The sequence below is a fragment of the Nocardia sp. NPDC052001 genome (assembly GCF_040680615.1).
Classification (GTDB): domain Bacteria; phylum Actinomycetota; class Actinomycetes; order Mycobacteriales; family Mycobacteriaceae; genus Nocardia.
On sequence record NZ_JBFAXC010000001.1, the window covers coordinates 1,590,646 to 1,604,410 of the forward strand.

Sequence of the window (13,765 nt, forward strand, 5' to 3'; positions counted from 1 at the left end):
TTCAGGTAGAACAAATGTTCGACTTGGGTGGTGCGGTGGCGAAGCCAGACCCTGGAGGCCGATGACGGCGCGCTGCCCGGGCTCGAACGCGCGGGATTCGTTCGCAGCGTACAGACTCCGGAGTTCGAGGGCATCACCTTCCACGAGGTGCTGTGCAAGTCCGCGTTGAACCGGGTTCCCGAAGGCGGGAACCTGCCGTTCAATTGGACGATCAACCCCATGCGCGGCTGTTCGCACGCCTGCACCTACTGCTTCGCCCGCGGCACCCACGAATACCTGGATCTGGACGCGGGCAATGACTTCGACAGTCAGATCGTGGTCAAGACCAATGTCGCCGCGGTGCTGCGCCGGGAGCTGCACAAGCGCTCCTGGCATCGGGAAACCGTTGCGCTGGGGTCGAATACGGATCCCTATCAGCGCGCCGAGGGCCGCTACCGGTTGATGCCGGGCATCATCGGCGCGCTCACCGAATCGGGGACGGGCTTCTCCCTGCTCACCAAAGGCACCCTGATGCGCCGGGATCTGCCGCTGCTCACCCAGGCGGCGCAGCAGGTGCCGGTGCATCTCGCGGTGTCCATCGCGATTCTCGATCCGGAATTGCACGCCAGTCTCGAGCCCGGTACACCCTCACCGCGAGCGCGCCTGGAGTTGGTGCGCGCGTTGGCCGATGCCGGTTTCGCCGTGAATGTCATGGTGGCCCCGATCATTCCGTATCTCACGGACGGCCGCGCCCACCTCGATGAGTTGATCTCCGCCATCGCCGCCGCGGGCGCCGCGAGCGTGGTCGCATTCCCCATGCACCTGCGCGGCAGCACCCGCGGCTGGTTCCTCAATTGGCTCGCCGAACAGCACCCGGCGATGCTGCGCCGGTATCGGCAGCTGTATGGTCGCGGTGCTTCGGTGACACCGGAGTACTCCGCATGGCTACGCGGTCGGATCGAGCCACTGCTGGAGAAGCACGGTTTGAACCGCGAACGGCAGGCCGAACCCGAGGTGCGCGCCGCCGTATCGCAGACGCCCGACCCGCAACTGGCCCTGTTCGCCTGACGCCAGTCGCGCAATCTTTGCCTGATTCACCAATCTCTGCCCGTTTCACCGCTCACATCGCGGGCGTGCCGCGAATATAGCGGAGTAGTTTGGCGTTGGTACCTCTCACGGACGAGGAAGTGATGTAGGCGCATGGGAAACAGCGGTGCCCCAGAGAAATTGGAAAAGGTTGTAATTCGGTTCGCTGGCGACTCCGGCGACGGTATGCAGCTCACCGGTGACCGATTCACCCACGAGGCAGCCGCATTCGGCAATGACCTCGCCACCCAGCCCAGCTTTCCCGCCGAGATCCGCGCGCCCCAGGGCACGCTGCCGGGTGTTTCCTCATTCCAGATCCAGATCGCGGACTATGACATCCTCACCGCCGGTGACCAGCCCGATGTGCTGGTGGCGATGAATCCCGCCGCACTGAAGGCGAATCTGGAGGATCTGGCGCGCGGGGCGACCTTGATCATCAATACGGACGAATTCACCAAACGCAATCTCGCCAAGGTCGGGTATGCCGGTGATCCGCTCACCGATGACACTTTGACCGATTTCGTGGTGCACAAGGTGCCCATGACTTCGCTGACCCTCGGTGCGACCGAACCGACCGGTGTGGGCAAGAAAGACGGTCAGCGCGCCAAGAATATGTTCGCGCTGGGATTGCTGTCCTGGATGTACGGGCGGCCACTCGGTGGCACCGAACAGTTCATGCGGGAGAAATTCGCCGCCACGCCGGATGTGGCCGAAGCGAATATCCTCGCATTCCGGGCAGGGTGGAATTATGGCGAAACCACCGAATCCTTCGCCACCACCTACGAGGTCGCTCCGGCGACGCTGCCCGCGGGTACCTACCGGCAGATCACCGGCAATACCGCGCTCGCCTACGGCATCGTCACCGCCGGGCAGCTGTCCGGGCTGCCGGTCTTCCTGGGGACCTATCCGATCACCCCGGCCTCGGACATCCTGCACGAGCTGAGCAAGCATAAGAACTTCGGCGTCACCACCTTCCAGGCCGAGGACGAGATCGCCGGAATCGGTGCGGCACTGGGGGCTTCGCTCGGCGGGGCGCTGGGGGTCACCAGCACCTCCGGACCCGGACTGGCGCTCAAGAGCGAAACCATCGGCCTGGCCGTGATGACCGAACTGCCGCTGCTCATCGTCGATGTGCAGCGCGGCGGACCGTCCACCGGACTGCCGACCAAGACCGAACAGGCCGATCTGCTGCAGGCGCTGTACGGGCGCAATGGCGAATCACCGGTCCCCGTGGTGGCACCGCGTTCGCCCGCGGACTGTTTCGACGCCGCCGTGGAGGCCGCGCGCATCGCGCTCACCTATCGCACGCCCGTGCTGCTGCTCTCCGACGGCGCGATCGCCAATGGCTCCGAACCGTGGTCGATCCCCGAGGTGAGCGAAATGCCGCGCATCGACCCGGGATTCGAGCCTGCGGGCGATCCAGGCGATCCATTCGAACCCTATGCCCGCGACCCCGAAACCCTGGCCCGTCCGCTCGCGGTGCCCGGTACGGTCGGGCGCGCGCATCGCATCGGCGGCCTGGAAAAGGCCGACGGCAGCGGCAATATCTCGTACGAGCCCGCCAATCACGAACTGATGGTGCGGCTGCGGCAGGCCAAGATCGACGGCATCACCGTGCCCGATCTCGAGGTCGAGGATCCCAGCGGGCGCGCCGAACTGCTACTCATCGGCTGGGGCAGCTCCTACGGACCGATCGGCGAGGCGTGCCGCCGGGCCCGGCGGCGCGGCGTGCCGGTGGCGCAGGCGCATCTGCGGCATCTGAACCCGTTCCCCGCCAATCTCGGTGACGTGCTGAAGCGCTATCGCACCGTGGTCGCACCGGAGATGAACGGCGGCCAGTTGGCCATGCTGCTGCGCGCCCGCTATCTGGTCGATGTGCAGCCGTGGACCAAGATCGCCGGGCTGGCCTTCTCGGCACAGGAACTCGTCGGCGTCATCGACGCGGCACTGGACGGATCCATCGCGGAGATGGAACAGGCCAAGGCCTTCGCCGCCCGAGCGCGGGCCACCTACCGCACACCAGGGGGTAACGCATGACCATCCTCGAAAACCCGTTCGTGGGAACCGATCTCGGCCTGACCGGGCTGTCCGGGGTACCGCGCGCGGACGGACCGCAGAAGGCCAAGGACTACACCACCGATCAGGAGGTGCGCTGGTGCCCGGGCTGCGGTGACTACGTCATCCTCGCCACCGTGCGCGGCTTCCTGGCCGATCTCGGGCTCGAACGCGAGAACCTCATGTTCGTGTCCGGGATCGGATGCTCGAGCCGCTTCCCGTATTACCTGGAGGCGTACGGGATTCACTCGATTCACGGGCGTGCGCCCGCCATCGCCACCGGGCTCGCGGTCACCCGGCCGGATCTGTCGGTGTGGGTGGTGACCGGTGACGGTGACGCGCTGTCCATCGGCGGCAATCACCTCATTCACGCGCTGCGGCGCAATGTGAATATGACGATCCTGTTGTTCAACAACAGGATCTACGGGCTCACCAAGGGGCAGTACTCGCCGACCTCGGAGACCGGCAAGGTCACCAAATCCACGCCGATGGGGTCGATCGACCATCCGTTCAACACGCTGTCGGTGGCGCTGGGCGCCGAAGCCACCTTCGCCGCACGGGCTTTGGACTCCGACCGGGCCGGGCTCAACGAGGTGCTGCGGGCCGCCGCCGAACATCGCGGCACCTCATTCGTGGAGATCCTGCAGGACTGCCCGATCTTCAATGACGGGTCCTTCGACGCGCTGCGCCGCGACAACGCCGAATCGCATTTGATCCGGCTGCGGCACGGTGAACCCATCAGGTTCGGGGCAGAGAGTGAATTCGCCGTGGTGCGAAGCGGTTTCGGGCTGCGCGTGGTGCGCGCGGACAGCGTCGCCGACTCCGAGATCGTGGTGCACGACGCGTACACCGATAACCCGGAATACGCGTACGCGCTCTCGCGGCTCTCGGATCAGGACCTGTCACACGTGGTGACCGGCGTCTTCCGCAGCGTTGCGCGCGCCACCTACGACGACGGCGTGCGCGCACAGTTGGAGACGGCGGCCGAACGCACACCGGTACAGGGGAATTCGCTCCAGCACCTGCTCACCGGCCGCGAAACCTGGACGGTCGCCTGAGCTTTCGATAACTGAGAAGGCGTTCCGCAGGCGCTCGGGCATGACAACGAAGCGCTTGCGGGACGCCTTCCGCATGTCTGTCGCACAACACCATTGCATGGGTATATGTACGACCGTATGCTTACTTTCATGACCGCATTAGCGCACCCTTTGACCGAGGACACGGATCCGTATGTCCTGCCACCCACCGAACTCGCCGCACTGCTGTTCGACGCGCCCTGGCGGCGGTACGCGGTATTCGGCGACAGCCTGTCGGTGGGCGCGGGTGATGTCACCCCGGGTTACGCGGATCTGGGCTGGCCTACCCGCGTCGAGCGCGTGCTGCGCATGGTGCGCCCGGATCTGGAGTACCTCAATACCGCTCGCATCGGGGCCACCACCGCGCAGGCGCTGGCCGAGCAGGGTGAGCGCATCCACGATTTCGCGCCCGATCTGCTGCATGTGAACAGCGGCGCGAACGATATCGTGCGCCGTGAGCTCGATTGGGATCAGATCGAGCACGGTCTGCGCACCATGTACCGATTCGCCGCGGCCACCCGCGCCCAGATCGCCGTATACACCCTCGGCCGCGCCTTCGTCATCCCGGTCTTCCCGGATTGGGGCGACCGATTGCGCAGGCTGAACGACCTCACCCGCACGCTCGCTCGCGAATTCGATGCCGTCCTGGTGGATTCCGAGGATCACCCGCTCAATGACCGCCCGAACCTGTTGAGCGAGGACGGAATCCACTTCTCCACCTCCGGTCAGGCCATTCTCGCGACGCTCATGGTCCGGGAACTCGCACATCGCCTGGCCTGATCCGGACCAAAAAATTTTAGGGAAACTAGCTATGGTTGAGTCTAGTCAGACTCTGATATCGCCGCCCGCCCGGGATCGGTCGAATCTCATTCTGCCGGTGCTGTGTTCGGCGGCCTTCATGGCAATGCTGGACACCTTCATCGTCAACGTCGCCTTCACCGCCATCGGCGACGGCTTTCCGGGATCCTCGCTCGCGGATCTGAGCTGGGTGCTCAACGCCTACACCATCGTGTACGCGGCGCTGCTCATACCGGCCGGACGGCTGGCCGACCGATACGGCCGCAAACGCGGATTCCTCACGGGCCTGGCCGTTTTCACGGCCGCGAGCGTGGCGTGCGCCCTCGCGCCGAGTCTGTGGTCGCTGATCGGATTCCGCGCGCTCCAGGCGGCCGGGGCGGCGCTGCTCACACCCACCAGCCTCGGACTGCTGCTGACCGCGCTACCGGTCGAACGCCGCGCGACCGCCGTGAAGATCTGGGCCACCTCCACCTCCCTCGCCGCCGCGATCGGCCCGATCATCGGCGGGGCGCTGGTACAGCTGTCCTGGCAGTGGGTGTTCCTGGTCAATGTTCCGGTCGGGGTGATCGCCATGGTTGCGGCGGTCTACGTGGTGCCCGATCTCGAAGACGCTGTGGCAGGAAGGATTCCGGATCTGCTGGGCGCGCTGGTGCTGGCGCTCGGGCTCGGCGCGCTGGCACTGGCCTTGGTCAAGGGGCAGGAGTGGGGCTGGTCCGGGACGTCGACGCTCATCGCCTTCGCCGTGGCCGCCGCCGGATTCGGCACGGTGATCGTGCGCGTGCTGACCCACGCCATGCCGATCGTGGATCCGGGACTGCTGCGGGTGCGCACCTTCCTCTGGTCGAACATCACCGCGCTGCTGTTCTGTACGGCGTTCGGTGCCGTATTGCCCAGTGCGGTACTGCGATTGGAGACCGGTGCGCACTACAGTGCCCTGACCACCGGTCTCGCGCTCGCGCCGGGACCGCTCATGGTCATGGTTTTCGCCGTGGCCGGACAGCGCCTCACCCGGCGCGGCTGGCCCCCGAGTCGCATTGTCGCCCTGGGCAATGCGCTGTTCGCCTGCGGCGCGGTGCTGTTGGCGGTGAGTGCGGGCGAGGAGGTCGACTATCTCACCCGGGTCCTGCCCGGCTGGATGATCATCGGTGTGGGAGTGGGGTTTTCACTGCCCAGCCTGCTCGCCGCGGCGACCGTCGGCCTGCCGCCCGCGCACGTGTCGAGCGGCAGCGGTGTGGTCAATACCAGCCGCCAGCTCGGCTACGTCTTCGGCGTCACCATGCTCGTCGCCATCCTCGGCACACTGAGCGCCGACGCGGGGGCCGCCGTCACCGGGTTCACCCGCGCCTGGTGGGCCATCGCCGCGGTGGCACTGCTGAGCACGCTCACCGCGCTCGGCATTACCGCACGCGCCGAAGCGATTGCCTGACAGCGCTGTTCGCGACTACTTCAGGCCGGGCGGATTGTTCAGATCGCGCGCCGAGAAGGTGTCGCACATCTTGATCTGCCCGGACTTGTAGCCCGAGAGGAACCACTTCTGGCGTTCCTCGGACGAACCGTGCGTCCAGGCTTCGGGATTCACGCGACCGGTCGACGCCTTCTGAATGCGATCGTCGCCCACGGCCGAGGCCGCGGAGAGACCGTCGTTGATGTCGTTGTTGGTCAACGGCTTCAGGAACGGCTGATCCGAACCGGGCGCGGGCAGCTTATCGGCGTAGTACGCCCACACGCCCGCGTAGCAGTCGGCCTGGAGTTCGGTGCGGACCGCACCGGACTCCGGACCCTGCGGATCACGTTGCGCCCGATTGATATCGCCGAGCAGGTTCTGGATGTGATGGCCGAACTCGTGCGCTACCACGTACTCCTGCGCCAGCGGTCCGCCGCTCGCGCCGAAGCGATCCTTGAGTTCCTGGAAGAAGCTGGTATCGAAGTACGCGGTCTGATCGGCCGGGCAGTAGAACGGCCCGACCGCCGAGGACGCGCGGCCGCAGCCGGTGTTCACCTGACCGGAGAACAGCGTCACCTTCGGGTCGACGTATTTCTTGTTCACCTGCTTGGGCAGTTCGGTGCTCCACACCGCGTCCAAGCTCTGCACCGTCAGCACCACGCGACAGTCCACGTACTTGTTCGCGTCCGCACCGGTCTTGCAGTGATCGGGTGTTTTCACCGATCCGCTGTTGGCATTGCTGTCCGCACCCGTGAACTGTCCGAGCACACTCCCCGGATCGCCACCCAACAGCAATGTCGCTATCAGCACGATGATGCCCACGGCACCACCGCCGAGAACCAATCCGCCGCCCATGCCCGGTCCGCCACCGCCGCCGGAAACCCGGTTCGGGTCGATCTGCAGGCCCTCGTTGAAGGTCATACGCACTAGCTTGGCACGGCCGCACGGATATCGGTTTCCACTCGGGAAACGTGTCTCACTACGATGGGAGCGCACCCGGCGGACCCCGCGGTGTTTTCCAGCCCATCGAAAGGATTCCCGTGCTGCGCACCCACTTGGCTGGTTCGCTGCGAAGCGAGCAGGCCGGTCAGACCGTCACCCTCACCGGATGGGTGGCCCGGCGTCGAGACCACGGTGGCGTGATCTTCATCGATCTGCGTGATGCGTCGGGCGTGTCGCAGGCCGTCTTCCGTGAGGGCGAGCCCGCCGAACAGGCCCATAAGCTGCGCAACGAGTTCTGCGTGAAGGTCACCGGTGTGGTCGAGAATCGGCCGGCCGGCAGCGAGAACCCGAACCTGCCCACCGGTGCGATCGAGGTGAACGTCACCGAACTCGAGGTGCTCAACGAGTCCGCGCCGCTGCCGTTCCAGCTCGATGACGAGCCGGGCGAAGAGGCGCGCCTGAAGTACCGCTACCTGGATCTGCGCCGCGAAGGCCCGGCCCATGCCATCCGGCTGCGGTCCAAGGTCAGCGCCGCCGCCCGCGAGGTGCTCGGCAAGCACGCCTTCATCGAGGTCGAGACCCCGACCATGACGCGCTCGACCCCCGAGGGCGCGCGCGACTTCCTGGTCCCCGCGCGTTTGCAGCCGGGCAAGTTCTACGCGCTGCCGCAGTCCCCGCAGCTGTTCAAGCAGCTGCTCATGGTCGCGGGCATCGAGCGGTACTACCAGATCGCGCGCTGCTACCGCGATGAGGACTTCCGCGCCGACCGCCAGCCCGAGTTCACCCAGCTCGATATCGAGATGAGCTTCGTGACCCAGGAGGATGTGATCCTGCTGGCCGAGGACATCCTGGTCGCGCTGTGGAAGCTCATCGGGCACGAGATCAGCACCCCGATCCCGCATATGACCTACGCCGACGCCATGCGCCGGTTCGGTTCGGACAAGCCCGATCTGCGTTTCGGCATCGAGATCACCGAAATGGCGGAGTACTTCAAGGACACGTCCTTCCGCGTGTTCCAGGCTCCGTACGTCGGCGCGGTCGTCATGCCCGGCGGTGCCTCGCAGCCGCGGCGTCAGCTCGACGCCTGGCAGGAATGGGCCAAGCAGCGCGGCGCGAAGGGCTTGGCGTACATCCTGATTCAGGAGGATGGCACCCTCGGCGGACCGGTCGCCAAGAACCTGACCGATGCCGAACGTGAGGGTCTGGCCAAGTACGTCGGCGCGAACCCGGGCGACTGCGTGTTCTTCGCCGCCGGTGAGGCCAAGCCGCAGCGCGCGCTGCTCGGCGCGGCCCGCGGTGAGATCGCGCGCAAGTGCGGACTCATCGACGAGAACGAGTGGGCCTTCGTCTGGATCGTGGACGCCCCCATGTTCGAACCCGCCGCCGACGCCACCGCCAGCGGTGATGTGGCCCTTGGCCATTCGGCCTGGACCGCGGTGCACCACGCCTTCACCTCGCCCAAGCCCGAACATCTGGCCACCTTCGACACCGATCCCGGTTCGGCGCTGGCCTACGCCTACGACATCGTCTGCAACGGCAATGAAATCGGCGGCGGCTCGATCCGTATTCACCGTAAAGACGTGCAGGAGCGGGTCTTCAAGGTGATGGGCATCAATGACGAAGAGGCCCAGGACAAGTTCGGCTTCCTCCTCGACGCCTTCTCCTACGGCGCTCCGCCCATGGGCGGCATCGCCTTCGGCTGGGACCGCATCACCGCGCTGCTCGCCGGTGTCGACTCCATTCGCGAGGTCATCGCCTTCCCGAAGTCCGGTGGCGGCGTGGACCCGCTCACCGACGCCCCGACCCCGATCACCCCGATCCAGCGTCGCGACGCGGGACTCGATGTGAAGCTGGACGAGAACGGCAACCCGGTCAAGGCCGAGAAGTAGGCCGTACGAAAAACGAAGCACCCGTTGCCGATTCCTCGGCGGCGGGTGCTTCGTCGTTTCGGTGGATCAGTACTGCACGACCAGGCGGCCGGTGAGGAAGCGGTAGGCGTAGGTGACCGCGATGGCGCTGACCGGACCGGCGACCAGCAGGCCGATACCGCAGCAGAGCGCGCCCACGAAGGTGATGACCAGGACGGTCAGGGCCAGCAGCAGGATCTGCAGGACATTCGCGATCACCAATTGGGCGCTGGCCTTGATGGCGTTGATCGGATCCATTTCCTGATCGATCACGAAGTGCAGCGAGAACATGCACAGGATGCCGACGATCACGACCGGGAAGATGCAGAGCATCGAGGCGATCAGACAGGCCACGAACACGATGAGCGCGGTGAGCAGCACGCTGCCCGCGTTGACGAAGCCGAAGAAGGCCGGGAAATCCGGTGGGGTGCCATCGGTTTCGTAGAGGGCGCCGCGAATCATGGCCGCCTGCAACAGCCAGACGATCAGGGCCGCCACGGCGAACATGAGCAGCACACCCGCCAGCGACTGCACGTTCACGATATTGACCAGCAGCGTGACCACCAGCCAGGCGATCAGGCCGATCAGCACCATGCCGACCCAGGGAATCGGGTTGGCGCGGAAGCGATCCCAGCCGTAGGACACGGCATGGCCGACATCGAGGCGCTCGTACGGACGGGCCGTGATGGAGTTCTCGGCGGGTCCGGGCGGCGGAGTGCCGTCCGGACCCAGGGGCACGCTGCCGGGGGGAACGCTGCCCGGCGGGACATTGCCGGGCGGGAAACCACCCTGCTGGGGTGCGCCCGGCTGACCGTAACCCTGGGGGCCGCCCTGTTGCGGATATCCGCCCTGCGGACCGCCCGGTCCGAAGCCGCCCTGCGGTGCACCCTGCTGCGCGAAGCCGCCGCCCTGCGGATTGCCTTGCTGCGGTGGGAATCCGCCCTGCTGGGGGTAGCCGCCCTGCTGCGGATATCCGCTCTGGGGATTGCCCGGTTGCCCGAACCCGCCCTGGGGGTTGCCCTGCGGCGGGTAGCCGCCACTCGGATTGCCTTGCTGCGGTGCGAATCCACCGGCGGGCTGACCCTGCGGCGCGCCCGACTGCGGGTGCAGGCGGGGCGGGGGTTCCACGGCCTCGCCGTACTGCGCCGCGCCCGGACCGTCGAATTGCGGGTAGCCCGCGCGGCCGGGCAATTCGTGCCGGCCGTGCTCGGGTCCGCCGGAAGACGCTGCGGGTTCGGGGTTCTGGTGCTGTCCGGAACGGGCGGTCGAGCGCGGTCCGCCTTGGTCGCCGGGAATGTCGCCGGAGGGATCGTTCGGTGCGGAGGGCGGCGTGCCGGTCATGGTCGCGAGCCTTTCACATTTCCCGTTTTACGGTGTGGCGCACAGCAGTTGAACATGAGACAACTAGACCACCCCGGTTGTGTCAAGCAACCAGCGCCGTGTGGGCAAACCCTTGACCAAGACACGCCGGACGACGCGCGAAAGGTTGCGCAACCGCTCGCTGAAAGTGACCTGGTGCGAGTAACTTGGGACGAGATGACCGCACTATTGGCCGAACGCGCCGCCGAAGTCGTGTCCGCGGCACAACAGTTGCTCACAAAGCGAATGGGTGCTCCGGTAAAGCTGAGTGATCCTATGGAACTCAGCGGTAGTGGTAGGACGACGGTACTTCGCGTGCGTGTTGCGGAGAACGCGTTTTCACTTCCTCGCACACTCATAGTGAAGCAGGTACGTGGCGCCGCACAGGAACGACGCACCGGGGGCATGGCACCCGGTGTGGCCAGCATCGACTCCGCATTCTTGCGCGAGGCGGTGTCCTACCAGTTCACCACCGCGCTGGGGCGTGACCACCGGCCGGGGGCGTACCTACTCGCGTACAGCCTCCCCGACCGGCTGCTCATTCTCAGTGATCTGGGCGAGAACACCTCGCTCACCGCGGTCCTACAGGCGAACGCCGAACCCGCCGGGCGCAACTCGCTCATGGCATTCGCGCAGGCCCTGGGCCGCATGCACGCCGCCACCGTCGGCCGCGAGGCCGATTTCGTAGCCCTGCTACGCCGCGTCGATGTGGTGCACCGGGTCGACGGGATCGCCCAGCAGGCCGAGACCGCCGTATCCGAAGTGCCCGTCATGCTGCAGCGCGAACTCGGCATCGAGGTGCCGGGGGAGATCGCCGAACGCATCGTGCGTGGTAACCGACTGTTCTCCGCGGGGCGCTATCGCGCCTTCAGCCCCTCGGATCTGTGCCCCGACAATGTCATTCTCAACGAGGAGGGCGCACGCTTCCTCGATTACGAATGGGGCGGCTTCCGTGATGCCACCCTCGATATCGCGTACGCGCTGGTCTCCTTCCCCGGCTGCCTCTGCGATTTCGAACTCTCCCGCGAACGCGCCCGGCAGATGGTCGAGGCCTGGCGCTCGGAAGTGGTCGCGGTCTGGCCCGCCCTCGCCGATGACGATGTGCTCAACGAGCGCATTCTCGAAGCCCGGCTCATCTGGGTGTGGTTGTCCACCTACTGGTTCCTGCCCGCCGACCACACCCGCATCGCCGCGGCGCGCGAACACGGACTGTCGATTCCGCGCTCGGCCGCACTGATCAATCGCTGGGCCGCCCTCGCCGAGGACGCCCGCTGCACCGGTGACGATTCGCTCGGTGACTTCGCCGAACACGTCTCGGCGACCCTCGAAGAGCACTGGGAAGAATAGACAGCTTGGCGCTCGAAGGCCGGATCCCCTTCGGGGCCCGGCCTTTACGCTGTTCAGGGACTGTATCTGACCGCTGCGCGTCGGGTCAGACCATAGGGTTCGAGCGCGGCTCGATGCGGCCGCCACGCCGCACGCCGAAGGAAATACCGTGGCGGACACCGGTCTTCGGATCGGACACATCGGTCAGATAGAACCAGTCCATCTGCGCCTGATCCGCGTCCACGTGCAGCACGCCGTACCCGTGCGAATCCAGTTCCGCGTAGTGCAGATGGCGGTTCACCCCGACCAGCGCGGTCTCGGCGACGACCGAGGCGGTGCGCGGCGGGGTTTTGGTCATATCGCCCATGCTCTGCGAGGAGACCGACGGGACAACGAATTCCACGCCCGCGGTCTGCCCGGCCGGATAGTTGGCGGCATCGACGGGAATGTCCGCGGCCCACGAGGTATGGATATCGCCGGTCAGGAAGACCACATCCGCGATCCGGTTATCGGTGATGGCGCGCAACAGCTGCTGCCGATCCGCCGTGTACCCATCCCATTGATCCAGATTGGCCGGAATGCCCGACTCCGGAATGCCGATCAACTCGGTGAGCGCTGCCGTGGTCGCGGGCTCCAGCGGCGGGAACACCAGCGGGGCGATCATGACCGGATTACCGATCAACTTCCAGCTCACCGGGGCGGAGGTCACACCGGCTGTGACCCAATCCAATTGATCCTTGCCCGCGATGGTGCGATCCGGGCTGTCCACCACGCGCCAGCCCGGACCCGACTTGGCCTGCTGACTGCGGTAACTGCGCAGATCCAGCATGGACAATTCGGCCAGGGTGCCGAAGCGCAGTCGCCGGTACAGTCGCCGATCGCCGCCGGTGCGCACCGGCATCCACTCCAGATATGCCTGAAGCGCGGCCTCCCGGCGCGCCTGCCAGTCGCCCTCGATCGCGGGCTGATGGTTCTCCGCACCGCCGGACCAGGCGTTATCGGCCGATTCGTGATCGTCCCAGGTGCAGATGAACGGCACCCGCGCGTGCAGGCTCAGCAGATCCGGATCGGTCTTGTACTGCGCGTGCCGAATTCGATAGTCGGCCAGGCTCACGATCTCGTGCGCGGGGTCGTGCGGACGCACCGAACCGTTGCGGCCGCCGTATTCACCGCGCGGATATTCGTAGATGTAATCCCCGAGATGCACGATGGCATCGAGATCCTCGCGCGCCGCGAGATGCCGGTATGCCCCGAAATAGCCTGCCTCCCAATTGGCGCAGGACACCACGCCGAGGCGCAGGCGGTCGGGAGCGGCCGAGGCTGCCGGCGCGGTGCGGGTGCGACCGACCGGTGAGGTCTGGCCGAGAGCCGTGAATCGATAGAAGTATTCGCGCGCCGGAGCCAGTCCGGTCACATCGACCTTGATCGTATGGTCGGATTCCGCACTCGCCGTATGGTTTCCGGATGCCGCGATCGATCCGAATCCGGCATCGCTGGCAACTTCCCAGCGCACCGAAGTGGGTGCGCCCGCACCCGATCCGGGGGTCGCTTCCTCCGAGGGCGTGACGCGCGTCCAGATGAGGACGCCACCCGGTAATGGATCCCCGGAAGCGACCCCGTGCCGGAACACATCCGACTCCGCGCGCGCCGTCCCCGCCCCGAGTAGCGATACCGCGACCGCGACCCCACCACCCTTCAACGCGGAACGACGATCGAAGGGCGTAGCGATGATCTCGGTGAGGCGCACGCGTCGATCAGATCTGATACAGCACCCGCTAGGCAAATCTGGACGG

10 protein-coding genes are annotated in these 13,765 nt (G+C 66.2%); 7 read left to right on the plus strand and 3 right to left on the minus strand.

The genetic code is table 11. The annotated features are described in order from the left end of the window. The first annotated feature begins 30 nt into the window (after window positions 1–30). From AB0L82_RS07510 to AB0L82_RS07530, 5 genes are all read left to right on the plus strand, one after another. The gene (locus tag AB0L82_RS07510) at window positions 31–1,047 is read left to right on the plus strand and encodes an Rv2578c family radical SAM protein (protein WP_364632380.1); all 1,017 of its coding nucleotides are present in this window, start codon (window positions 31–33) and stop codon (window positions 1,045–1,047) included. Between the two features lie 132 nt (window positions 1,048–1,179). Next, complete coding sequence (locus AB0L82_RS07515; protein ID WP_364632382.1) at window positions 1,180–3,102, plus strand: 2-oxoacid:acceptor oxidoreductase subunit alpha; 1,923 nt, start codon at window positions 1,180–1,182, stop codon at window positions 3,100–3,102. Beyond that, a complete protein-coding gene (locus tag AB0L82_RS07520; RefSeq protein WP_364632384.1) occupies window positions 3,099–4,178 on the plus strand; it encodes a 2-oxoacid:ferredoxin oxidoreductase subunit beta in 1,080 nt (359 codons plus the stop codon). Before AB0L82_RS07515 ends, AB0L82_RS07520 begins: the two co-directional genes overlap by 4 nt. Before the next feature lie 129 nt (window positions 4,179–4,307). After that, window positions 4,308–4,976, plus strand: a complete 669-nt coding sequence (locus AB0L82_RS07525) for an SGNH/GDSL hydrolase family protein (protein WP_364632386.1) — start codon at window positions 4,308–4,310, stop codon at window positions 4,974–4,976. A gap of 31 nt (window positions 4,977–5,007) precedes the next feature. Further along, window positions 5,008–6,420, plus strand: a complete 1,413-nt coding sequence (locus tag AB0L82_RS07530; RefSeq protein WP_364632388.1) for an MFS transporter — start codon at window positions 5,008–5,010, stop codon at window positions 6,418–6,420. A gap of 15 nt (window positions 6,421–6,435) precedes the next feature. On the opposite strand, the gene AB0L82_RS07535 is transcribed toward AB0L82_RS07530, so the two are convergent. Then, the gene (locus AB0L82_RS07535; protein WP_364632390.1) at window positions 6,436–7,359 is read right to left on the minus strand and encodes a neutral zinc metallopeptidase; all 924 of its coding nucleotides are present in this window, start codon (window positions 7,357–7,359) and stop codon (window positions 6,436–6,438) included. A gap of 119 nt (window positions 7,360–7,478) precedes the next feature. On the opposite strand from AB0L82_RS07535, the gene aspS reads away from it, so the two are divergent. Beyond that, on the plus strand, window positions 7,479–9,269 hold the full coding sequence (gene aspS, locus AB0L82_RS07540; protein ID WP_364632392.1) for an aspartate--tRNA ligase: 1,791 nt from the start codon (window positions 7,479–7,481) through the stop codon (window positions 9,267–9,269). 66 nt (window positions 9,270–9,335) lie between these two features. On the opposite strand, the gene AB0L82_RS07545 is transcribed toward aspS, so the two are convergent. Beyond that, on the minus strand, window positions 9,336–10,628 hold the full coding sequence (locus AB0L82_RS07545) for a hypothetical protein (protein WP_364632394.1): 1,293 nt from the start codon (window positions 10,626–10,628) through the stop codon (window positions 9,336–9,338). 195 nt (window positions 10,629–10,823) lie between these two features. On the opposite strand from AB0L82_RS07545, the gene AB0L82_RS07550 reads away from it, so the two are divergent. Continuing rightward, a complete protein-coding gene (locus AB0L82_RS07550) occupies window positions 10,824–11,993 on the plus strand; it encodes a kinase (protein ID WP_364632396.1) in 1,170 nt (389 codons plus the stop codon). 85 nt (window positions 11,994–12,078) lie between these two features. Here the strand turns inward: AB0L82_RS07550 and AB0L82_RS07555 are convergent, their stop codons facing one another. After that, on the minus strand, window positions 12,079–13,719 hold the full coding sequence (locus tag AB0L82_RS07555) for an alkaline phosphatase D family protein (protein WP_364632398.1): 1,641 nt from the start codon (window positions 13,717–13,719) through the stop codon (window positions 12,079–12,081). Window positions 13,720–13,765: the final 46 nt, after the last annotated feature.